Here is a 20,569-nt window from a genome sequence, read left to right as displayed (position 1 = left end):
GCGGGGTCTGAGATTGTGTGGGACGATGTGTACTTTACTATTATCTGGTAACGGGCATCCGGTACTGCCGGTCTACCCGGCTCTGAGCTCTCGTTCCCGACACGACGCTCGTCCGATCGTGTCGCCACGGGCCTCCCGTCCGTCGTGTGGTCCGGTACCGGACCGACCGCTACAGCCCGACGGGGCTGCCGTCCTGCACGATGATGCCGTCGGTGATCGCACGCTTCCGCAGCGCGACCTTCGTGCCGACGTCGAAGCCGGCGACGCGGTACTTCTCGCGGATGCGCTTGAGGTAGCTCTTGGCGGTCTCCTCGGAGATGCCGAGCTGGTAGGCGACGCTCTTCACGGGCTCGCCACCGCCGTAGAGCGCCATCACGCGACGCTCCTGCGCGCTGAGCTTCGGGACACCGCCGACGTCGCCGCTGTTGATCGCCAGGTCGAGCTCCGCGGACACGTACTGCTCGCCGCGCTGGGCGGCACGGATCGCCTCGACGATCATGTCGGCGTCCTCGCTCTTGACGAGGTAGCCGAGGGCACCGGAGGCCAGGGCCTCACGGACGACGTTCGGCTCCGAGTACGTGCTCATGACGACGGTCTTGACGCCGGCCGTCTTCAACGTCGAGATCTTCAGCGAGACCGGGATCGAGTCCTTGAGGTCGAGGTCGAGCAGGACCACGTCGACCGGGAACGCGGGGCTCGTGAGGAGCTCCGGCCAGGTGGTCACCGCGGCGACGAGCGTGATGTCGTCCGCGGCGCTGCGGATCCACTCGGTCAGCGCGCCGAGCAGCATCCGGTGGTCGTCGACGAGTGCGAGTCGGATCGGTTCCTCTGGAGTCGCCATCAGGCGTCCTTTCTCGAAGGAGGTGCGGGGCCGATCCTAGGTGGACGGGCCGTTCTGGTCGGGCAGGTGGAGCGGGTGTCCGGCAGATCGGGCCCGGCCGGGCGGTGGTGCGGGTCGTGCGGTGTGACTGGTCGTGCGGCGGTGCCGGTCGTGCTGGTGCTGGTCGTGCTGGTGGGGTGCCGTCGCGGGTCGCGGGTCTCGCTACATCGTCGGGTGTCGGTCGACGACGCAGTGGGACACGATGTGGAGGACCCCGTCGCGGACGGAGTCCGTGTACGGGCCGACGCGCTGCAGGGCACTCCACGCCGTCGGTCCGAGTCGGCGGCGGGGGACCCCGCGGGACTCGAACACGATCGGCACGTCCATCCGCTCGTCGGAGACCGGGTGGCCGTCCGAGCCGATGGGCCCGAGCGTCACGGAGACGACCGGGGAGCCGGGGTGGTTCGGACGGCCGTCCCCGACCATCTGCCAGAGCGCCTGCAGCAGCCCGTCGCGCTGCGCGGGGGTCAGGTGCCCGGCGAGCGACTGCGGGTCGGCGACGCTGACGGAGCGTCCCAGGTGGTCGGACTCGGTGATCGCGTGGTACAGCCAGGTCTCCCGGCGCCCCTCGATGAGGTGCAGCCGGAGCTCGGTGGCCAGGGATGCGGCGACCGACGCGGAGGCGTCCGAGAGCGGCAGTGGGTCGGACCCGTTCGCGACGGCGTCGAGGAGCTTCTCCGCGGCCAGGTCGAGGCGGGCCAGTTCGTCCGAGGCGAGCATGCCGACCGCGAACTGCGGCGCCTGCACGTTGCTCTGCACGAGCACCCGGTCGAGTTCGCGCTGGACGAGCTGGCGGAACCGGTGCACGACGTAGAGCGCGAGCGACGGGGGGACGACCACCAGGGCGAGCAGGGACACGATCCCGGGCAGCGTGTCCGACGTGATCGGGGTGGAGAGGACGGCGACGACGGCGAAGGCGATGCCGAGTACGGCGATCGCGGCCGCGACCTCGCGGGCGGGACGCAGCGCCGCGACCGGGAGCAGTGCGAAGCCCGCGGCGACGGCCGCGCTGACCGAGTGGGCGATGTCGTGCTCGGGGAAGATCCCGATGAAGTCGAGCGTCACGACACAGGCGAGCACGGCGCAGATCAGGCCGAACGCGGTGCCGGTCAGGCGTTCGCCGTAGGTCATCAGGCTCAGCCCGACGCCGACCGCGGCGACCAGGTAGAGGGCCCACGCCGCGGCGGGGAGCCAGGGGTTCGCGTACTCGGGCAGTCGGGCGACGAAGAACACCAGTCCCGCGACGGCCTCGATCGCGGCGAGGACCGCCGCGCCGAGCCCGAGGTAGCCGGCGCCGAGCGAGGCGCCCGGCTTCGCGGCCTGCCGCAGCGACCGCGCGCCCGTCGAGGTCGAGGGGAGTCCGCGGGCCTGACGCCGCTCGCTCCCGCGGTAGCGCTCGCGGGCCTCGCGCCGGGTCCGTGGTGCCTGCTGCACGGTGTCGCCGGGCAGTCCGCGGCTGATGGTGTCCTCGGGGACGCGGGTCATCGGGGTGCCTCCAGGACGACGGTGGTGCCCGATCCCGGGGCGGAGAACAGCTTGGCGTCGCCGCCGACCTCGCGGAGCCGGCTGACCACGCTCTCCTTGAAGCCGAGGCGTTCCGCGCTGACCGCGTCGAGGTCGAAGCCGACGCCGGAGTCCGTCACCATCGCGCGGACGGTCTCCTGGTCGTGCACGATCGTGACGTGCGCCTCGCCGACGCCGGCGTGCCGACGGACGTTCTCCAGGCACTCGCCGAGCGCGAGGAGGAACGCGTCGAGCACGTGCGACGGGAGCAGGACCTGGCCGGTGCCGTGCCAGCTGACCTCGAGCCCCATCCGGCCGAAGCGCTGCTTCACCGACTCGAGGGTCTGTCCGAGGGGGGACTCCTCCTCGCGGGTGAGGGAGTAGTCGCCGGACTGCTGGGGCTGCGGGGTCGCGCCGAGGCGGAGGTGTCGGAGCAGCCTGGCGTCCTCGGCGGCCTGCTCCCGCATGGCCTGCTCGGAGACGCCGACGCCCGAGTGCGCGAGGAGCGTGAGCGTCGCGAGCACGGTGTCGTGGAGGAGGCGTGCGCCCTGCCGGCGCTGTGCCTCGGTCTCGCTGGCCTGGCGTTCGGCGCGGTGGGCGGTGCCGATGCTCATGATGCGCCGGGCGACCCGGGGGATGCTCCGGGCGATCCACACCGACACGACCGCGACGAGCACCCAGCCGAGCACGACCCCGCCGGTCGCACCGGACAGGGGGCCGCCGGACGCCCACGCGACCACGCCGACCGCCGCGACGCCCGCGACGATCGTCATCGCGAGACCGACCGGGGTGCCCCGCTGCGCCATGAGCGGTGCGGACAGCGAACCGGCGGCGAGCGGCACGACGGCACTGGCCACGACGGTCCGCACGTCCGGGTCGGCACCGACGAGCAGGAGCGCGAGGGCGCCCAGCCCGGCGGCGAGCGCGAGGGCGGTCCACCAGACGGATCCGTTCGTGCCGAACACGAGGAGGGCCGCGATGAGGACCGCGACGCAGGCGAGGCCGCCGAGGAGCGGCACGAGGGGGACGGCCAGCGAACTGACGATCCCGACGACGGAGACCAGGGCACACGTGACGCCGACGACACGGGTGGTGGACCGCAGCAAGCGGTCGCGTTCCTGTGCGATGAAGTCCATCGATGTCCTGGTTGGTGACGTCAAGCGGATGTGGAGCGGGTGTTCGGCGGGAAACCGAGCCCCCTTCAGGGGCCTCCGACGACATCATTCCACGAGGGGCACCCGTTGAGGGGTGTTCGGCGCGCTGCGGGATTCGGATGGCTGCGGGATCGTTACCGGGCGGAACCGCCTGCGGCTCAGTCCAGGAGCCGCCGGAGGTGCGCCCCCACCGCCTCGTGCTCGATGAGGAACCCGTCGTGCCCGAACTCGCTCTCGAGCACCGCGGCGCGGTCGCCGTCGAGCGTGTCCGGGACGCCGGCCGCGATCCGGTGCTGGTCCTCGAGCGGGAACAGCCGGTCGCTCGACACCCCGAGCACCAGGGTCCGCGCCGTCACCCGACCGAGTGCCGCCGCGACCCCGCCCCGCCCGGCGCCGACGTCGTGCGAGTCCATCGCGTGGGTGAGGGCGACGTACGACGCGGCGTCGAACCGTCGAGTGAACCGGTTGCCGTGGAAGTCGAGGTAGCTCTCCACCGAGAATCGTCCGTCGTCGCCGAGCGGGGAGACGTCGCTCTGCCACGACCGCGCGAAGCGTCCGTTCAGCTCGTCCGGCGCCCGGTAGGTCATGAGCGCCATCCGTCGCGCGAGGGACAGCCCGCGGTGCGGACCCTCGCCCGCGTCGGCCTCGTGGTGGTCACCGCCGTTGTAGGCGGGATCGGTCTGGATCGCCGCGCGCTGGAGCGAGTTCGCCGCGATCTGGTCGGCCGTCGTCTGCGCGGTCGTCGCGAGGACGGCGAGCCGCTGCACGCGCGACGGGTGCGTGACGGCGAACTCGAGGGCGTGCATGCCGCCCATCGAGCCGCCGACCACCGCCGCGAACACGTCGATGTCGAGGAGGTCGGCCAGCTGCGCCTGCACGGCGACCTGGTCGCGCACGGTGACGAACGGGAACCGCGAGCCCCACTCGACGCCGTCCGGCGCCACGGACGAGGGGCCGGTCGTGCCCTGGCAGCCGCCGAGCACGTTCGGTGCGACGACGAACCACCGGTCGGTGTCGATCGCGCGCCCCGGCCCGACGACGTCCCCCCACCACCCGGCGGTGCGGTGCCCGGGTCCGGGCGGGCCGGCGACGTGGGAGTCGCCGGTCATCGCGTGGAGGACGAGGACCGCGTTGTCCCGCGCTGCGTTCAGCTCGCCCCAGGTCTCGTACGCCACCCGGACCGAGGGGATGCGGCCGCCGCGCACCCACTGCTCGCCGAGCGAGGCGAACCGCCGCGAGCCGGGGTGGTCGCCGGGGCGCCAGGCGCCGGTGGCGGGCGGCTTGCCGAGCGTCCCGAGCTCGGATCCGGGCACGAGGGTGGACGGGACCGAGTCCTCGGGGATCGTCTGCCAGTCCATCGCGTCCAGTCTGCCGGGAGGCGCGCCCCACCTCCGCCGTGTTACGTCACCCCTGCTCCGCCCGGCCGGGGCGTCAGGCGCGCTGGCCCTCCTGCGAGACGGCCCGCGCCGCAGCGAGCCCCGCCTCGAGGTCGGCACGCAGGTCCTCGACGTTCTCGATGCCGACCGACAGCCGCACGAGCCCAGGGGTGACCCCCGTGGTCAACTGCTGCTCGGGCGTCAGCTGCGAGTGGGTCGTCGACGCTGGGTGGATCACGAGCGAGCGCACGTCGCCGATGTTCGCCAGGTGCGAGAACAGCCGCAGCTCGTCGACGAACGCCCGCCCGGCGGACACGCCGCCCTTCAGCTCGAAGGACAGGACCGCACCGACGCCCCGGGGGGCGTACTTCGTCGCCGCGGCGTACCAGGGCGAGGTGGGCAGGCCCGCGTAGGACACCGACGCGACGTCCGGGTGCCGGTCGAGCCACTCGGCGATCTCCTGCGCGTTCGACACGTGCCGCTCGATGCGCAGCGACAGCGTCTCGATGCCCTGCAGCAGTGCGAAGGCGGTGTCCGGCGAGTTCGACGCGCCGAGGTCGCGGAGCAGCTGCACCCGGGCCTTCACGACGTAGGCGAGCTCGTTGCCGACGGCCTGCGCGAACACGGCACCGTGGTACGAGGGGTCGGGGGAGTTGAACTCCGGGAACCGCTCGGCGTGCTCCGACCAGGCGAAGCGGCCGCCGTCGACGATGACGCCGCCGATCTCCGTGCCGTGACCGCCGAGGAACTTCGTCGCCGAGTGCACGACGATGTCGGCCCCGTGCTCGAAGGGCCGGATGAGGTACGGCGTCGCGATCGTGTTGTCGACGATGAGCGGCAGCCCGGACTCGTGCGCGACGCTGCTGACGCCGGCGATGTCGAGGACGTTGATGCGCGGGTTGCCGATCGTCTCCGCGAAGAACAGCTTCGTGTTCGGTCGGACGGCGCGGCGCCACTCCTCGAGGTCGTCCTGGTCCTCGACGAACGTCGTCTCGATGCCGAGCTTCGCGAGCGTGTACTTGAACAGGTTGTACGTGCCGCCGTAGATCGACGACGAGGACACGATGTGGTCGCCGGCACCCGCGATGTTGAGCACTGCGTAGGTCTCCGCGGCCTGGCCGCTCGACACCAGGAGCGCGCCCGTGCCGCCCTCGAGCGCGGCGATCCGCTGCTCGACGACGTCGTTCGTCGGGTTCATGATCCGCGAGTAGATGTTGCCCGGCCGCGCCAGCGCGAAGAGGTCGCGGGCGTGGTCCGAGTCCTCGAACACGTACGAGGTCGTCTTGTAGATCGGGGTCGCCCGCGCGCCCGTCGTCGGGTCGGGCTGCGCGCCGGCGTGGACCTGCGTCGTCTCGAACCGCCAGGCGGCGGCGTCGTTCGTGCTCATCGGTGCTCCTGTCGGGTCCTGGCGGTCGTCGGGTCGCGGGCGCCGGCCGGGAGGCCCGGTGCGGCGCTGCGACGTCCGTCACGGTACGCAGGTGGCCGGCCGGGCACCAGCGCGCCCGCCGCACGACGTAACGCGCGCGCCGGACGTGGGCCGCGCCTCCCGTCCTGATCAGCGGCCGGCGACGTCCCGGCGGAACAGCCAGTCGACCTTCGGCTCGAGCAGCCACCGCATCCCGCGCCGCACGAACGGCTGCGCCAGGAACAGGCTGACCGCGCAGGCGACCGCGACCATGAGGAGCACGTACGGCCAGGCGGAGTGCTCGCCGGCCAGGATCCCGGACTCGCGGATCGGGTAGAGCACGAACGTGTGGAGCAGGTAGACGGACATCGTCGCGGCGCCGAAGCGGGTGATCCAGACCGTCCGGCGGGGGACCAGGAGCAGGAACGACGCGGTCAGCAGGGTCGCGAGCAGCACCAGGCCGAGCCGCACGCCACCCGCCCACCAGGCGTCCTCGCCCAGGCCCGAGTACGAGTCGTCGTAGAAGAACCAGTGGTGCAGGTCGAAGTCCGCGAACTGCGGGATGAAGAGCAGGCACGCCGCGGCCCACGCGGCGAAGACCGTCGCGGCCGCGACGCGGACCCGCACGACGGTGCGCCGCGGGGCCTCGTACCAGCGGTCGAACACGCCCCACTCCTTGACCTGCCAGCCGAGCAGGAAGAACGGCAGCAGGCTGATCGCGCGACCGAGCGAGAACGTCGAGTCGACGTTGTCGAGGTACCCGACGCCCACGCTCAGCGCCAGGGCCCAGACGAGCGGCCACCGCAGGATCGCCAGGTACGGCAGGATCAGCCGGAAGATCCCGAGCGCGAGCAGGAACCACAGCGTCCAGGTCGGCTTCGTCGGGTTGAACTCCTTGCCGCCCTCGACCACGGCCTGCACCACGGTCCAGATCGTCTGCATGACGATGTACGGCACGACGATGTCCGTGAAGGTCCGACGCATCCGGGCGGCGGTGGGCGTGGCTGCGGACGAGAAGTACCCGCTGATCACGCCGAACGCCGGCATGTGGAAGGCGTAGATGAACGTGTAGAGCGCCAGGGCGTGCTCGCTGCCGGCCGTCTGCCGTTGGATCGCGTGCCCGACGACGACCAGGGTGACCGCGACGAAGCGCGCCGTGTCCCACATCGGGATGCGGCGGGGCGCGCGGCCGGGCTCGAGCGGCGTCGCCGGGGCCGCGGGCGCTGGGGGAGCGGCGTCCGTCGTCATGGTCGGTCACGGTACCGGACGGCCCGCCCGGCGGGCCGCGCCGGGCCCGCGCGCTCGCCGGACCGGGCCGGGGCCCGCCCGCTCGCCGGATCGGTACGGTGGGAGGCCGACCCCCTGGAGGACCCATGCCGTCTCGTCCCGACACCACCGAGCGCCTCGCCGTCGTCACCGGCGCGAGCTCCGGCATCGGCGCCGCCACCGTCCGGCTGTTCCGCGCGCACGGCTGGCAGGTGCTCGCCGTCGCCCGTCGGCTGGAGAAGCTCGAGGCGCTCGCCGCGGAGACCGGTGCCCAGGTGCTGGTGGCCGACGTGACCGACGCCGACGCGGTCGCGGCGCTCGCCGAGCGGGTCGACGGGCTCGGCGGCGCCGACGTCCTCGTCAACAACGCCGGTGGCGCACTCGGCTCGGCGAGCGTGGAGGAGTCCGACGTCGACGACTGGCGCGCGATGTTCGAGGTGAACGTCATCGGTACCAAGCGCGTCACCGCCGCGCTCCTGCCGCAGCTCCGCCGTCGTGCGACGACCGCGGGTGTGGCCGACGTCGTCACCGTGACGAGCACCGCCGGGCACGTGGCCTACGAGAACGGCGGCGGGTACAACGCCGCGAAGTTCGCCGAGCACGCGCTGGTCGCCGCCCTCCGGCTCGAGCTGAACGGTGAGCCGCTCCGCGTGGTGGAGATCGCCCCGGGCCTGGTGAAGACCGACGAGTTCGCCCTCACGCGCTTCCGCGGGGACCGGGAGAAGGCCGCCGCCGTCTACGCCGACGTGCCGGAGCCGCTGGTGGCCGACGACGTCGCCGCGGCGATCGTGCACGCCGTCGAGCTGCCGGCGCACGTCAACCTCGACCTGGTCACCGTGCGGCCCGTCGCCCAGTCCGCCCAGCACAAGCTCGCGCGCGGACCGCTCACCCCGCGCAGCTGAGCGCGGCCGCCCGGCACCGCGGCACCGGTCGGTGCAACGGCCGCTGCCGGTGCGCGGGTCGAACGAGCGCGGGCGTCCCGGCACGCGCGGCGGTGGTGCACGGGTCGCGGCGGCGGGGTCCCTGCCGGTACCGTGGGCGGATGCCGATCAGCAGCGAACCCGGGTCAGCCGCACAGGCTCCCTCGACCGTGACCGTGACGAGCGGGCCCGAGGTGCTCGGTTGGCTGGAGTTCGGCGACGCCGCTCGGCTGCTCGCCAAGGACGTCCTGTCGTCCGGCTTCGAGCCCGAGGTCGTCGTGGCGGTGGCCCGCGGCGGGCTGATCATCGCCGGCGCGGTCGCGTACGCGCTCGGCACCAAGGAGTGCGGCTCGATCAACGTCGAGTTCTACACGGACGTCGAGCAGCGCCTCGAGGAGCCCGTCATCCTGTCGCCCGCGCTCGACGCCCCGAGCCTCGCCGGCAAGCGCGTCCTGGTCGTCGACGACGTGTCCGACTCGGGCCGCACGCTGCGCCTGGTCGTCGACATCATCCGCAACGCCGGAGCCGACGTCCGGAGCGCCTGCCTCTACTCGAAGCCCGGCACCGTGCTCGAGCCCGACCACGTCTGGCGCCGTGTCGACGGGTGGATCACCTTCCCGTGGAGCGCCCTCGCACCGGTGACGGCCGAGTCGTGAGCATCCACCTCGTCGGCGGCGGGCCCCTCGTCGCCGCGGACGTCGCCGCGCCGTTCCTCGCCGAGGCCACCGCCCGTTCCGCCGCGGTCGGGCGGAGCGTGCCCCGCATCGCCCTGCTCTCCGTGGCTGGCGCCTCCGGTGCCTCGCCGTCGTCGACAGCGGACATCGCCGAGGCCCTCGGCGGCGCTCGACAGGCCGAGGTCCTGGTGACCGAGGTCGCCCCGGGCGAGGTCTTCGCCACGACCGTCCTGAGCGACGTCGACGCACTCGTGGTGGGCGGCGGCGTCACCCCGCACTACCTCGAGGCGATCCAGCCGCTCGTCGACCAGATCCGGCTGCTCGTCTCCGACGGCCTGCCGTACCTCGGCTACTCGGCGGGCGCGATGGTCGCCGCCGACCGTGCCCTGGTGGGCGGCTGGCGCATCGGTGGCGTCGAGGTCTGCCCCGAGCATTCCTCCGAGGGTCTCGACGAGGTCGAGCTGCGCGAGGGCCTCGGGCTCGTCGACCTGACCATCGACGTGCACGCCGTGCAGGCCGGCACGCTCGCCCGGCTGATCGCGGCGGCCGAGGCCGAGTTCGTGACCGCCGGGCTCGCCGTCGACGAGGACACCGCGCTGGTCGTCGGCGAGGGCGCACTCGAGGTCCGCGGCACCGGCAGCGTCTGGCGCGTCGTGGCCGGCGACGAGACCGTCTCCGTCGCCACCATGGGCGCCTAGGCGCGTGCGACCCCGTCCGCTCGCCGAGCTCGTCGACCCCGGCTGGGCCGAGGCGCTCGCGCCCGTCGAGGACGACGTCCACCGCATGGGCGACTGGCTCCGCGACGAGGTCGCCGCCGGTCGGCACTACCTGCCCTCGGGGGAGAACGTGCTCCGCGCGTTCACGCAGCCGTTCGCCGACGTGAAGGTCCTCGTCGTCGGGCAGGACCCGTACCCGACGCCCGGCAACCCGATCGGGCTCTCCTTCGCGGTCGACCCGCACGTCCGACCGGTGCCCCGCAGCCTGGCGAACATCTACCGGGAGCTGCACGACGACCTCGGCGTGACGCCCCCGGAGCACGGTGATCTCCGAGCATGGTCCGAGCAGGGCGTGCTGCTGCTCAACCGGGTGCTTACCGTGGAGGCCGGGGCCGCCGGCAGCCACCGCGGCAAGGGGTGGGAAGCGGTCACCGACCAGGCCGTCCGCGCGCTCGTCGCCCGTGGCACCCCGCTCGTCGCCGTGCTCTGGGGCGCGCAGGCCGCCTCGGTCCGGCCGCTCCTCGGTGACACCCCCGTGGTGGCGTCCGCGCACCCGTCGCCCCTGAGTGCGTCGCGCGGGTTCTTCGGCAGCAAGCCGTTCTCGCAGGTCGACGCGCTGCTCCGTGCGCAGGGTGCCGAGCCCGTCGACTGGACGCTGCCCGCCTGACCGCGGTGCCGTCGGGGTGGTGGACAGTAGGCTCGGTCCCGTGCTCGAGGAGGAATACCAGCGCCGGCGTGTCCTGCCCCGCCACCTGCGTGCGCCCGTGGCCGCCGAGGCGGCGTTCACGTACACGATCCGTGCCGCCGAACCGCGGGACCTGCCCGACGTCCGCGAGATCCACACGCACTACGTCCGGAACTCGTCGGTGACCTTCGACCCGTCCGCCTTCACCTTCGCCCGGTGGAAGCAGCGCTACGACGAGGTCCGTCGCCGAGGCCTGCCGTTCCTCGTCGCCGAGAACCCCTCGGGCCAGATCCTCGGCTACGCGCTCGTCGACCCGTGGAACCCCCGCGACCGGTCGAACCACGTGGTCGAGGACTCGATCTACCTCGGTGCCGCCTCCGGTGGCAAGGGGCTCGGCCGGGCGCTCATGGAGGCGCTGCTCGACGAGTGCCGCGCCGCCGGCGTCCGGGAGGTCATCGCCGTCATCGCCGACCGCCAGGCCGAGGCCTCGATCCGCCTGCACGAGCGGCTCGGCTTCGAGGAGGTCGGCCGCATGGGGAAGGTCGGCTTCAAGTACGACCGCTGGCTCGGCACCGTGACGATGCGGCTCCGTCTGCGCGGGCCGCGGCTCTTCCGCTCCCGGCGCTGACGCCGGGAGCGGCGCGGGACGCCGCCGTCGCCGCGAGACGCCGCCGAGCGCGGCGAGACGCCGCCAGGCGTGCGGCGTCTCGGCTCCCTGGACGGCGTCTCGCGTCGACGCCACCGCCTCGCGTCGTGACCCACGGGCGGACGGGAGGCGCGGGGCCGGGGCCACCACGCGCCTCCCGTCCGCCCGTTCCTTCCCATCTTGCGTGCGGTGGCTGGTGGGATCGGGCGTGCCTGGTCGATCGGAACGACCAGGTGCTCCCGGAACGACCCGGTACGCCCGGAACGACCCGGCACCCGGTCCGCGCAGCACGATCCGGCACGGGAGGTGCGGGGCCGGGGCCGCCACGCGCCTCCCGTCCGCCCGTTCCTTCCCATCACGCGTGCTCTGGCTGGTGGGATCGAGCATGCCTGGTCGATCGGAACGACCAGGTACTCCCGGAACGACCAGGTACTCCCGGAACGACCGGGTACGCCCGAAACGACCCGCGGGCGGCGGGCCGTCGCCGGCGGACCGGGTCAGGACCCGGGCGCCTCGGCGATGAACTCGTCGCGCGTGACGCGCAGCAGCGCCGTGGCGGCCGTGCCCGCCGCCGCGGCGTCCCCGGCGACGACCGCGAGCGCCACCGCCTCGTGCCGGACCGCCGCGTCGAGCGTCCAGCGCGTGATCGTGTCCCGCGACTCCGAGGTGCGGGTGCGCAGGAGCGCCTCGACGGTGCCGGCGAAGTGGGCGAAGACGGTGTTGCCCGACCCGGTGAGGAGCGCACGGTGGAAGCGGACGTCCGCCTCCAGGTAGGCGCGACTGTCCTCGCGCGCGCAGGCGTCCAGCATGGCGCGGGCTGCCTCGAGCACGGCGGCGCCGGCGGCGGGTCCGCCCCGCACCTCGGCCGCGAGGGCCGCTGCCACGGGTTCGACGCCGAGCCGCAGTTCCAGGAGTTCCCGCTGCTGCACGAAGTACGCCGGCGACGCGCCGCGCCACCGGATGACCGTCGGCGCGAGGAGCTCCCACGAGGTCGTCGGGAGGACCTGGGTTCCGACGCGCTGCCGTGGCTCGACGAGCCCGAGCGACTGCAGGACGCGCAGGGCCTCGCGGACGACCGACCGCGACACGCCGAACTCGGACGCGACCAGCTCCGGCCGGACGACCGCCCCCGGGGCGAGGACCCCGTCGACGATGCGCTGCCCGAGGGTCTCGAGCACGTGGGCGTGGAGCCCGCGGGCGGTGGTCATCGTTCCTCCGGTTGTGCGGTGCAGGACGTCGGACGCGCCGGTGTGACGCGCTCTCCATCGAAGCGGCAGACTGCGCCGCAGGGCGGGTGCCGCGCGGCGCATGGCAGTAGAGTCTGATTTGTCAGATTATTCGGGACGGGCGTTGCACGCGACCGCCCGGGCCTCACGACACCCACACGAAGGCGACGGAGCCGCGAAGCGGCGGCTCCAGGAAGGGGCACCGATGCCTCACGCACCCACCGGAGGAACCGCGCCGGTCGACACGTTGCACGGGCTGACCGTCCTGGCCGCCGAGGGCGGCGGCACGCAGACCGTCGACCCCTCCGGTCCGATCGGACAGCTGATCACCGCGGCGCTGCTCGGCATCGTGGTGATCATCGTGCTCATCACCTGGCTCAAGGTGCACCCGTTCGTCGCGCTGACGATCGGTGCGCTCGGCGTCGGCATCGGGGCCGGTCTCGCCCCCGACAAGGCGGTCACGAGCTTCGGTACGGGGTTCGGTGCCACGATGACGAGCGTCGGCATCCTGGTCGGCCTCGGCTCCATGTTCGGTCGGATGCTCGTCGACTCGGGTGCCGCGGACCGGGTCGTCGACACCCTCGTGCGGCGCTCGTCGAAGGCCGCGCTGCCGTGGACGATGGCGCTCATCGGCGCACTGATCGGCCTGCCGATGTTCTTCGAGGTCGGCCTCGTGCTCCTCATCCCGATCATCGTGCTCGTCGCCAAGCGCAGCGACGTCCCGATCATGAAGATCGCGGTGCCCGCCCTCGTCGGCCTGTCCACGATGCACGCGTTCGTCCCGCCGCACCCCGGCCCGCTCGTCGCGGTGTCGACCGTCGGCGCGAACCTCGGCACGACCCTCGCGTTCGGCATCGTCCTGGCGATCCCGGTCATCGTGCTGGCCGGCCCGGTCTTCGCCCGGTTCGCCGCACGGTGGGTCGACATCCCCGCCCCGGACATGTTCGGGTCGCGCGGGTCCGGGTCGTCCGACCCCGCGCACGCCGGCCGGGAGGCACGCCGCGGCCCCGCCACGCAGGACACCGCGTCGCTGCCGAACGGCAAGAGCGACTTCACCCGCGTGATCAGCGAACCGCGCAGCCCGTCGTTCGCGGTCGCGCTCGTCGGCATCCTGCTGCCCGTCGTCCTCATGCTCGCCCAGGCCGTCCGTGAGGCGACCGCTCCCGACGCCGCCGGTGCGTGGGTCTCGCTCCTCGACTTCCTCGGCAGCCCGATCATCGCGATCGGCATCGCGACCGTCTTCGCGATGGTGTTCTTCGCGATCGGGGGCGGCATGGGCCGGAGCGCGGTCGCGAAGTCGCTCGAGGACGCCCTGCCCCCGGTCGCCGGGGTCCTGCTCATCGTCGGCGCAGGCGGCGGGTTCAAGCAGGTCCTCATCGACACCGGCATCGGCGGCGTGATCGCCGACGCCGTGCAGGAGTCGGGCATCTCGGTGCTGCTCGTCGCCTGGGTGGTGTCCGCGCTCGTGCGCGTCGCGACCGGCTCGGCGACCGTCACGACCGTGACGGCGGCGGGGATCATGGCCCCGATCGCCGCAGACCTGTCGACGCCGGAGACCTCGCTCCTGGTGCTCGCGATCGGTGCGGGCTCGGTCTTCCTGTCGCACGTCAACGACGCCGGGTTCTGGCTCGTCAAGGGCTACCTCGGCACCACCGTCGGCCAGACGTTCAAGACGTGGACGGTGCTCGAGTGCCTCATCTCGGTCATCGGCCTGGTGGGCGTGCTCATCGCCGGGGTGTTCTTCTGATGCCGGGCTCCGAGGCACGGGTCCTGGTGGTCATGGGCGTCTCCGGCTCGGGCAAGTCGACCCTCGCCGCGACCCTGGCCGACCAGCTCGGGTGGGACCTCGCCGAGGGCGACGACATGCACCCGGCGGCGAACGTCGAGAAGATGCATGCGGGCACACCGCTCACGGACGACGACCGCTGGCCGTGGCTCGACCTCGTCGCGGCCTGGATCCGGGAGCACCTCGACACGGGGACTCCGGGCGTCGTGACCTGCTCGGCGCTCAAGCGCTCCTACCGGGACGTGCTGCGTGCGCCCGGCGTGGTGTTCGTGCACGTCGCCGGTGACACCGGGACCATCGAGCAGCGGATGACCGCCCGGTCCGGCCACTTCATGCCGACGTCGCTCCTCGCCTCGCAGCTGGCGACGCTCGAACCGCCGCAGCCGGACGAGGCGCACCTGACGGTGGCCGCGGACCGGTCGCCCGACGAGGAGGCCGCCGAGGTCGTCGTGCGCCTCGGCCTGCAGCCGGTCAGCTGAACCAGATCGCCGTCCCGACCGGCAGCTGCGACAGGGTCGTCGTCATCGCGGCGGAGATCCGCACGCACCCGTGCGAGCTGCCGGTCGGGTCCGGGTAGTAGTGCAGGGCGGTCAGGGCCGCGTTGCCGCCGTACTGCGGGATCCGCGAGGAGTGCGCCCCGGTGAGGATGATCGGGTTGCCCTGCGTGTAGGTCACGCGGGCGTCGACGTAGGCGGCCTCGACGTAGGTGGCGGTCGAGGTCGGAGTCGGGTCGTCCGGGGTGCCGAGCCGGGCCGCCTCGGTCGCCGACACGGAGCCGTCCCTGGCGACCACCGACACCGTCGAGGCCTGGACGTCGACCCGGATCATCCGGTCCGTCGGGGCGATCTCGAAGTCGGCGGCACGGGCCCACGCGAAGGTGGCACTCGGCGCGGTGGGGTCACCGCCGTCGCCCGGCGTCCGGTTCCGGGCGGGCGTCGACACGAGGACCATGCCGCCGTCCTGTCCCGCCGAGCGGCCCCAGACCGCGGTCGCCGCGGGCGTGTCGATGGTGGACACGGTCGACGCGAGGGTCGCCACCGGGCGGGCGTCGGGCGCGGCGTCGGCGTACAGCGCGACGAGCCGCTGCTTCGGCGTGGCGATCTCCCAGCGGTTGTCCGGCCGGACGTGGCTGCCGTCGAGGAGCTCGGGCACGACCGCGTCGTGGAAGGCGAGGGGGAGGGCGGCGAGCTCGGCCTCGGACGCCGCCGCCGGGACCGCGGGGAGCGTCGGGGTGGGGCTCGGTGTCGGGGTCGGGGTCGCCGTGCTGCGCGCGGCAGCGGTCTCGACGGGGGCCGACGGCTGCACCGCCGCACCGATCCCGACGGCGGCGAGCGCGGCCGCCGCCACCGCGCCGATCGTGATGCCCCAGGTCCTGCGTCGCATGTGCCCCTCCCTGGACCAGTGCACCACATCGCGGCCGCGACCGCACCGCGCGGGCGCGTCGTGACGACGCCGGGCCACTCCCGTCTGACCCGACGGACACCGAGCGGTCGGCAGCATGGGCGGCATGGCCATCGACGACTCCCTCGGCATCCTGACCCGCGGCTACGGCTTCGGCGCGCACCTCTGGCGACGCACGCGACCGGACGCCCGTGCGGTCCCGTTCCGGCTGCTCGGCAAGCCCGCACTGCTCGTGCGCGGCGAGGAGGGCGTCGACCTCTTCTACGACGGCTCCCGCACGCGACGGCACGGGGCGATGCCGGCGCTCGTGCAGCGCACCCTGTTCGGGGTCGGGTCGGTGCACTCGCTCGACGGCGCCGAGCACCGGCACCGCAAGGCGACCTTCGTCGACGTCGCCTACGAGGACGAGCAGGTCCGCCGCCTCACGCCCTTCCTCGCCGAGGAGTGGTCCCGCGAGCGCGACGCCTGGCTCGCGGGCGGACGCCGGAGCGCCTACGACGCCGCGGTCGGTGCGATCGGTCGCGCGGTGATGCGGTGGGCGGGCCTGCCCGGCACGGCCGCCGCGAAGACCCGGTGGGCGGCGAAGCTCGCGCAGGTCGTCGACGGGTTCGGCGTGCCCTACTCACCGGAGTACCTGCTCGCGGCGCTGAACCGGCACTGGTCGGACCGGCACGCAGCCCGGCTCGTCGAGGCCGTCCGGGGCGAGCGCCTGCACCCCGCGGCGGGCACGGCGCTCCACGAGTGGGCCTGGCACCGCGACCAGGACGGTGCGCTGCTGCCCCCGCGGACCGCCGGCATCGAGCTGCAGAACTCGATCCGACCCGCGATCGCCGTCGCCCGGTTCGTGGCGTTCGCGGCGAAGGAGCTGCACGACCGGCCGGAGTGGCGCCGGCGGATCGCCGAGGAGACCGTCGAGCGCGGCTCCCTGGTCGACGGGCCCGTTGCCGTCGCGTTCGCGCAGGAGATCCGCCGCACCGCGCCGTTCGTGCCCGTGCTGCCCGCCTGGGCGACCGAGGACGTCGAGCTCGACGGGGAGCGCGTCCGCGCCGGCGGCCGGGTGGTGCTCGACGTCCTCGGCACGGACACCGACGACCGCTCGTGGTCGGACGCCGACCGGTTCGACCCGTCGCGCTGGCTCGACGTCACGAGCTGGGACGACGTCGAGGCCGTGCGGACCTTCGTGCCCCACGGCGGCGCGGACGTCGCGACCGGACACCGGTGCCCGGGGGAGAAGGTCGCGGTCGCGGCCCTCGCCACCGCGGTCGCGGTGCTCGGTGATCCCCGGCTCGAGGTGCTCGACACCGGGCTCGACGTCGACCGTCGCCGGATGCCGACGAAGCCGTCGTCCGGCGGACGCGTCGCGCGCCGCGGCGCGGCCACCGGTCGCTCCGGTGGCTGCCCGTTCCACCGTTCCGCGCACTGACGGTACCGGTGTCGGTCGGGAGGCGCGTGGCGGACCCCGCCACGGTCCTCCCTCGCAGGCTCGGTCGGCGCGCCTCGCGCAACGCTTCGCGTTGCCGCTGAGCGGGGCGCGCCAGTCCGCCGTCGTCAGCCCTCGGTGACGCGACCCGCCTCGACCCGCCACCGCCGGTCCAACCGCACGGTGTCGAGCATCCGCCGGTCGTGGGTGACGAGCAGCAGGGTGCCGTCGTAGGACTCCAGCGCCTGCTCGAGCTGCTCGATCGCGGCGAGGTCGAGGTGGTTCGTCGGCTCGTCGAGCACGAGCACGTTCACCCCGCGGGCCTGCAGCAGGGCGAGACCAGCGCGCGTCCGCTCGCCCGGGGACAGCGCCGACGAGGGGCGTCCGACGTGGTCGGCCTTCAGCCCGAACTTCGCGAGGAGGGTCCGGACGTCGGCCGTCGTCATCTCGGGGACCAGGTCCTCGAACGCCGCGGCGAGGGGCTGTTCGCCGGTGAACGCCGCGCGGGCCTGGTCGACCTCGCCGACCGCGACGCTCGACCCGAGGGACGCGGACCCGGTCGTCGGCGCGGTGCGGCCGAGCAGCGCCCGGAGCAGCGTCGACTTGCCGGCGCCGTTCGGACCGGTGATGCCGATGCGGTCGCCACCGGAGACCTGCAGCGACACCGGGCCGAGCGTGAAGTCGCCCTGTTCGTAGACCGCGTCGGACAAGGTGGCGACGACCGCCGACGAGCGGGGCGCGCTCCCGATGGTGAAGGCGAGCTGCCACTCCTTGCGGGGCTCCTCGACCTCGTCGAGCCGGGCGATGCGCGACTCCATCTGCCGCACCTTCTGCGCCTGCTTCTCGCTCGACTCGCTCGCGGCCTTCCGGCGGATCTTGTCGTTGTCCGGGGCCTTCTTCATGGCGTTCCGCACGCCCTGGCTCGACCACTCGCGCTGCGTCCGGGCGCGCGAGACGAGGTCGGCCTTCGTGGCGGCGTACTCGTCGTACGCGTCCCGCTTGTGCTGGCGGGCGATCTCGCGCTCCTCGAGGTACGCCTCGTACCCGCCGCCGAACAGCCGGTGCGACGACTGGGCGAGGTCGAGCTCGAGGACCGCCGTCACCGACCGGGCGAGGAACTCGCGGTCGTGGCTGACCAGCACGGCGCCGCCGCGGAGGCCGCGGACGAACTGCTCGAGCCGGTCGAGCCCGTCGAGGTCGAGGTCGTTCGTCGGCTCGTCGAGGAGCACCACGTCGAAGCGGGAGAGCAGCAGCGCGGCCAGTCCCACCCGGGCCGCCTGCCCGCCGGACAGCGCCGTCATCGGCGAGTCCGGTCCGACGCCTGCGCCGTCCGCCGTCACGTCCAGACCCAGTTCGCCGAGCACCACGGGCAGTCGTTCCTCGAGGTCGGCGGCACCGGACGCGAGCCAGCGCTCGAGCGCGACGGAGTACCGGTCGGCCGCGGCGTCGCCGGCGTCCGGGGCGCCCAGGGCCTCGGCTGCCCGGTCCATGTCGGCGGTGGCGTCCGCGCACCCGGTGCGGCGGGCGACGTACGCGGCGACGGTCTCGCCCACGACGCGCTCGTGCTCCTGCGGGAGCCAGCCGACGAAGGCGTCGGGCGGGTTCGTCGACACGGTGCCGGCGAGGGGCTCGTCGATCCCGGCGAGCAGGCGGAGCAGCGTCGACTTGCCGGCACCGTTCACCCCGACCAGACCGATCACGTCACCGGGGGCGACGGTGAGGTCGAGACCCTCGAAGAGCGTGCGTGCGGCGTACCCGCCGGCGAGGTCCTTGGCGACGAGCGTGGCGGTCATCCGGCAATCGTCCCACGGGTCGGACGGGAGGCCCGGTGCTGGCCCGCCGCGCGCCTCCCGTCCGGCGCGGTGTCCGTCCACCGTGCCTCGGCATCATGGGGTCGTGCCGACCCTCATCGTGACCGCCCATCCCGACCCCGACTCGCTGACGCTCGCCGTGGCTCGGCGCCTCCGCGACGCCCTCGCCACGTCCGGCCCGGTCGAGCTCGCCGACCTCGCCGCCGAGGGCTTCGATCCGCGCTCCACCGCGGCGGACCGGCACACGTACCGGACCGGGGAAGACCCCGCGTCCGACGTGGCGGCCGAGCAAGCACGGCTCGACCGGGCGGACCACCTCGTGCTCGTGTTCCCGGTGTGGTGGTGGTCGGTCCCGGCGCTGCTCAAGGGGTGGCTCGACCGGGTGTTCGTGAACGGGTGGGCCTTCGGCGTCGGGGACGACGGACGGATCGAGCGTCGGCTCGGACGGCTCACGGTGCACCTCGTCCCGATCGCCGGCGACGACGCCGGGGTGTACGAGCGGCACGGGTACGCCGAGGCACTCCGGACGCAGCTCGAGCACGGGGTCGTGGACTACTGCGGCGCGGTCCGTGGTGCCACCGCGTTCGTGCACGAGTCCGAGCACGAGGACCCCGACGTGCGGGAGCGTGCCGTGGCGGCCGCGGTCGACGCCGTCGTGGCCGCGGTCGGCGGGTGACCGCTCAGCGCAGCTATCCCTCGGGGACCGCCACCACCCGGTTCTGGTACGCCCACACCACGGCCTGCAGGCGCGACCGGACCCCGAGCTTCGGGAGCATCCGCGCCAGGTGGGACTTCACCGTGGACACCTCGACGACGAGTGCCGCCGCGATCTCCTCGTTCGACATCCCCTGCGCGAGGAGCAGCAGCACGTCCCGCTCGCGGGCGGTCAGCACCTCCGACGCCCGGTCGCCGGTCACCGGCTGGAGGCTCCGCCGCGACACGAACTCCCGCAGCACCCGTCGGGTCAGGGTCTGGTCGATGGTGCCGTTGCCCGCGGCGACCTGCCGGACGGCGTCGACGATCACGTCGGGCTCGGCGTCCTTGAGCAGGAACCCGGACGCCCCGGCCTCGAGCGCGCCGAACACCAGGTCGTCGAGGTCGAAGGTCGTCAGCATCAACACCGGCACGGCGGGGTCGGCGTCGGGCGCGCAGAGCTCGCGGGCGACCTCGATGCCGTTCCGCACCGGCATCCGGATGTCGAGCACCGCCACGTCCGGCCGTGTGCTCCGCGCCAGCGCGAGGGCCTCGCCGCCGTCCGCCGCCACACCGACGACCTCGACGTCGGGCTCGGCCGCGAGCAGGGCCGACATCCCCGCCCGCACCAGCGGCTGGTCGTCCGCCACCAGCACCCGGATCACCGGGGCACCTCCGCCGACTCACGTCCGAGTCCCAGCGTCACCGACCAGCCTCCCGTCTCCGTCGGACCGGTCTGGAGGCGCGCCCCCACCAGGTCCGCCCGCTCACGCATGCCGCGCAGTCCGTTCCCACCTGCTGCCGTGCTCCCCGACGCCGGTGCGGCGGGCGCCCCGTTCTCGACCGTGAGCGTCAGGTGCTCGTCGTCGCGGTCGTCCACGGTGACGGTCACCTCGGCCCCCGGAGCGTGCAGGGCCGCGTTCGCGGCGTCGTCCTCCACCCTCCCCGAGGCCGCGGCCGGCAGCGGGGCGTGGGGTATGGGCGTTGTGCGCAGCGTCGTAGACGTG

General features: G+C 73.6%; 19 protein-coding genes and 1 pseudogene. 9 read left to right on the top strand and 11 right to left on the bottom strand.

The window, feature by feature from the left end:
- Nucleotides 1-169: 169 nt before the first annotated feature.
- From H7A69_RS14250 to H7A69_RS14225, 6 genes are all read right to left on the bottom strand, one after another.
- Nucleotides 170-841: a response regulator gene (locus H7A69_RS14250; protein WP_069710716.1), complete on the bottom strand. Its 672-nt coding sequence runs from the start codon at nucleotides 839-841 to the stop codon at nucleotides 170-172.
- Between the two features lie 201 nt (nucleotides 842-1,042).
- Nucleotides 1,043-2,365, bottom strand: a complete 1,323-nt coding sequence (locus tag H7A69_RS14245) for a hypothetical protein (protein ID WP_182047584.1) — start codon at nucleotides 2,363-2,365, stop codon at nucleotides 1,043-1,045.
- Nucleotides 2,362-3,519, bottom strand: a complete 1,158-nt coding sequence (locus H7A69_RS14240; protein WP_182047583.1) for a sensor histidine kinase — start codon at nucleotides 3,517-3,519, stop codon at nucleotides 2,362-2,364. Before H7A69_RS14240 ends, H7A69_RS14245 begins: the two co-directional genes overlap by 4 nt.
- A gap of 176 nt (nucleotides 3,520-3,695) precedes the next feature.
- Entirely contained in the window at nucleotides 3,696-4,895 is a 1,200-nt protein-coding gene (metX, locus tag H7A69_RS14235) for a homoserine O-acetyltransferase MetX (protein ID WP_182047582.1), read from the bottom strand.
- A 73-nt stretch (nucleotides 4,896-4,968) separates the two neighbouring features.
- On the bottom strand, nucleotides 4,969-6,300 hold the full coding sequence (locus H7A69_RS14230) for a bifunctional o-acetylhomoserine/o-acetylserine sulfhydrylase (protein ID WP_182047581.1): 1,332 nt from the start codon (nucleotides 6,298-6,300) through the stop codon (nucleotides 4,969-4,971).
- Between the two features lie 168 nt (nucleotides 6,301-6,468).
- Nucleotides 6,469-7,566 carry an acyltransferase family protein gene (locus H7A69_RS14225; protein ID WP_182047580.1) on the bottom strand — a complete coding sequence of 366 codons (1,098 nt, stop codon included), beginning with the start codon at nucleotides 7,564-7,566 and terminating at the stop codon, nucleotides 6,469-6,471.
- Between the two features lie 125 nt (nucleotides 7,567-7,691).
- Between H7A69_RS14225 and H7A69_RS14220 the strand changes: the two genes are divergently transcribed.
- The 5 genes from H7A69_RS14220 (at nucleotide 7,692) to H7A69_RS14200 (ending at nucleotide 11,207) form a co-directional block, all read left to right on the top strand.
- On the top strand, nucleotides 7,692-8,486 hold the full coding sequence (locus H7A69_RS14220; RefSeq protein WP_182047579.1) for an SDR family oxidoreductase: 795 nt from the start codon (nucleotides 7,692-7,694) through the stop codon (nucleotides 8,484-8,486).
- A gap of 140 nt (nucleotides 8,487-8,626) precedes the next feature.
- Entirely contained in the window at nucleotides 8,627-9,160 is a 534-nt protein-coding gene (locus tag H7A69_RS14215) for a phosphoribosyltransferase (protein WP_223246471.1), read from the top strand.
- Nucleotides 9,157-9,876, top strand: a complete 720-nt coding sequence (locus tag H7A69_RS14210) for a Type 1 glutamine amidotransferase-like domain-containing protein (RefSeq protein WP_182047578.1) — start codon at nucleotides 9,157-9,159, stop codon at nucleotides 9,874-9,876. The genes H7A69_RS14215 and H7A69_RS14210 overlap by 4 nt, the downstream gene beginning before the upstream one ends.
- Before the next feature lie 4 nt (nucleotides 9,877-9,880).
- A complete protein-coding gene (locus H7A69_RS14205) occupies nucleotides 9,881-10,561 on the top strand; it encodes a uracil-DNA glycosylase (protein WP_182047577.1) in 681 nt (226 codons plus the stop codon).
- Between the two features lie 40 nt (nucleotides 10,562-10,601).
- A complete protein-coding gene (locus H7A69_RS14200; protein ID WP_182047576.1) occupies nucleotides 10,602-11,207 on the top strand; it encodes a GNAT family N-acetyltransferase in 606 nt (201 codons plus the stop codon).
- Nucleotides 11,208-11,722: 515 nt separating this feature from the next.
- Here H7A69_RS14200 and H7A69_RS14195 read toward each other — a convergent pair.
- Nucleotides 11,723-12,433, bottom strand: a complete 711-nt coding sequence (locus tag H7A69_RS14195) for a FadR/GntR family transcriptional regulator (RefSeq protein ID WP_182047575.1) — start codon at nucleotides 12,431-12,433, stop codon at nucleotides 11,723-11,725.
- Nucleotides 12,434-12,656: 223 nt separating this feature from the next.
- On the opposite strand from H7A69_RS14195, the gene H7A69_RS14190 reads away from it, so the two are divergent.
- Nucleotides 12,657-14,198, top strand: a complete 1,542-nt coding sequence (locus H7A69_RS14190) for a GntP family permease (protein WP_259346242.1) — start codon at nucleotides 12,657-12,659, stop codon at nucleotides 14,196-14,198.
- Complete coding sequence (locus H7A69_RS14185; RefSeq protein WP_182047574.1) at nucleotides 14,198-14,716, top strand: gluconokinase; 519 nt, start codon at nucleotides 14,198-14,200, stop codon at nucleotides 14,714-14,716. The genes H7A69_RS14190 and H7A69_RS14185 overlap by 1 nt, the downstream gene beginning before the upstream one ends.
- On the opposite strand, the gene H7A69_RS14180 is transcribed toward H7A69_RS14185, so the two are convergent.
- A complete protein-coding gene (locus H7A69_RS14180; RefSeq protein WP_182047573.1) occupies nucleotides 14,709-15,620 on the bottom strand; it encodes a L,D-transpeptidase in 912 nt (303 codons plus the stop codon). The genes H7A69_RS14185 and H7A69_RS14180 overlap by 8 nt on opposite strands.
- 115 nt (nucleotides 15,621-15,735) lie before the next feature.
- Between H7A69_RS14180 and H7A69_RS14175 the strand changes: the two genes are divergently transcribed.
- A complete protein-coding gene (locus H7A69_RS14175; RefSeq protein ID WP_182047572.1) occupies nucleotides 15,736-17,061 on the top strand; it encodes a cytochrome P450 in 1,326 nt (441 codons plus the stop codon).
- A 125-nt stretch (nucleotides 17,062-17,186) separates the two neighbouring features.
- On the opposite strand, the gene H7A69_RS14170 is transcribed toward H7A69_RS14175, so the two are convergent.
- A complete protein-coding gene (locus tag H7A69_RS14170) occupies nucleotides 17,187-18,851 on the bottom strand; it encodes an ABC-F family ATP-binding cassette domain-containing protein (protein WP_182047571.1) in 1,665 nt (554 codons plus the stop codon).
- A gap of 103 nt (nucleotides 18,852-18,954) precedes the next feature.
- On the opposite strand from H7A69_RS14170, the gene H7A69_RS14165 reads away from it, so the two are divergent.
- Nucleotides 18,955-19,545, top strand: a complete 591-nt coding sequence (locus H7A69_RS14165; protein WP_182047570.1) for an NAD(P)H-dependent oxidoreductase — start codon at nucleotides 18,955-18,957, stop codon at nucleotides 19,543-19,545.
- Between the two features lie 13 nt (nucleotides 19,546-19,558).
- Here H7A69_RS14165 and H7A69_RS14160 read toward each other — a convergent pair whose 3' ends face one another.
- Together H7A69_RS14160 and H7A69_RS14155 are read right to left on the bottom strand one after the other, a co-directional pair.
- Nucleotides 19,559-20,227 carry a response regulator gene (locus H7A69_RS14160; protein WP_182047569.1) on the bottom strand — a complete coding sequence of 223 codons (669 nt, stop codon included), beginning with the start codon at nucleotides 20,225-20,227 and terminating at the stop codon, nucleotides 19,559-19,561.
- Nucleotides 20,224-20,569: pseudogene (locus tag H7A69_RS14155) on the bottom strand (hypothetical protein); the annotation flags it as partial. The gene H7A69_RS14160 and the pseudogene H7A69_RS14155, both read right to left, overlap by 4 nt.

Origin of the sequence: Curtobacterium sp. ME26 (assembly GCF_903970945.1) — a bacterium.
Taxonomy (GTDB): Bacteria; Actinomycetota; Actinomycetes; order Actinomycetales; family Microbacteriaceae; genus Curtobacterium; species Curtobacterium citri.
Note: the sequence above shows the minus strand (reverse complement) of the source record. Positions and strands in the feature narration are given on the sequence as shown.

What these genes read in the sequence shown, in the direction of transcription:
- H7A69_RS14195 (WP_182047575.1), bottom strand. Translation starts at nt 12,433, where the DNA reads ATGACCACCGCCCGCGGGCTCCACGCCCACGTGCTCGAGACCCTCGGG.
- H7A69_RS14190 (WP_259346242.1), top strand. Translation starts at nt 12,657, where the DNA reads ATGCCTCACGCACCCACCGGAGGAACCGCGCCGGTCGACACGTTGCAC.
- H7A69_RS14180 (WP_182047573.1), bottom strand. Translation starts at nt 15,620, where the DNA reads ATGCGACGCAGGACCTGGGGCATCACGATCGGCGCGGTGGCGGCGGCC.
- H7A69_RS14175 (WP_182047572.1), top strand. Translation starts at nt 15,736, where the DNA reads ATGGGCGGCATGGCCATCGACGACTCCCTCGGCATCCTGACCCGCGGC.
- metX (WP_182047582.1), bottom strand. Translation starts at nt 4,895, where the DNA reads ATGGACTGGCAGACGATCCCCGAGGACTCGGTCCCGTCCACCCTCGTG.
- H7A69_RS14215 (WP_223246471.1), top strand. Translation starts at nt 8,627, where the DNA reads ATGCCGATCAGCAGCGAACCCGGGTCAGCCGCACAGGCTCCCTCGACC.
- H7A69_RS14185 (WP_182047574.1), top strand. Translation starts at nt 14,198, where the DNA reads ATGCCGGGCTCCGAGGCACGGGTCCTGGTGGTCATGGGCGTCTCCGGC.
- H7A69_RS14170 (WP_182047571.1), bottom strand. Translation starts at nt 18,851, where the DNA reads ATGACCGCCACGCTCGTCGCCAAGGACCTCGCCGGCGGGTACGCCGCA.
- H7A69_RS14240 (WP_182047583.1), bottom strand. Translation starts at nt 3,519, where the DNA reads ATGGACTTCATCGCACAGGAACGCGACCGCTTGCTGCGGTCCACCACC.
- H7A69_RS14230 (WP_182047581.1), bottom strand. Translation starts at nt 6,300, where the DNA reads ATGAGCACGAACGACGCCGCCGCCTGGCGGTTCGAGACGACGCAGGTC.
- H7A69_RS14225 (WP_182047580.1), bottom strand. Translation starts at nt 7,566, where the DNA reads ATGACGACGGACGCCGCTCCCCCAGCGCCCGCGGCCCCGGCGACGCCG.
- H7A69_RS14245 (WP_182047584.1), bottom strand. Translation starts at nt 2,365, where the DNA reads ATGACCCGCGTCCCCGAGGACACCATCAGCCGCGGACTGCCCGGCGAC.
- H7A69_RS14250 (WP_069710716.1), bottom strand. Translation starts at nt 841, where the DNA reads ATGGCGACTCCAGAGGAACCGATCCGACTCGCACTCGTCGACGACCAC.
- H7A69_RS14220 (WP_182047579.1), top strand. Translation starts at nt 7,692, where the DNA reads ATGCCGTCTCGTCCCGACACCACCGAGCGCCTCGCCGTCGTCACCGGC.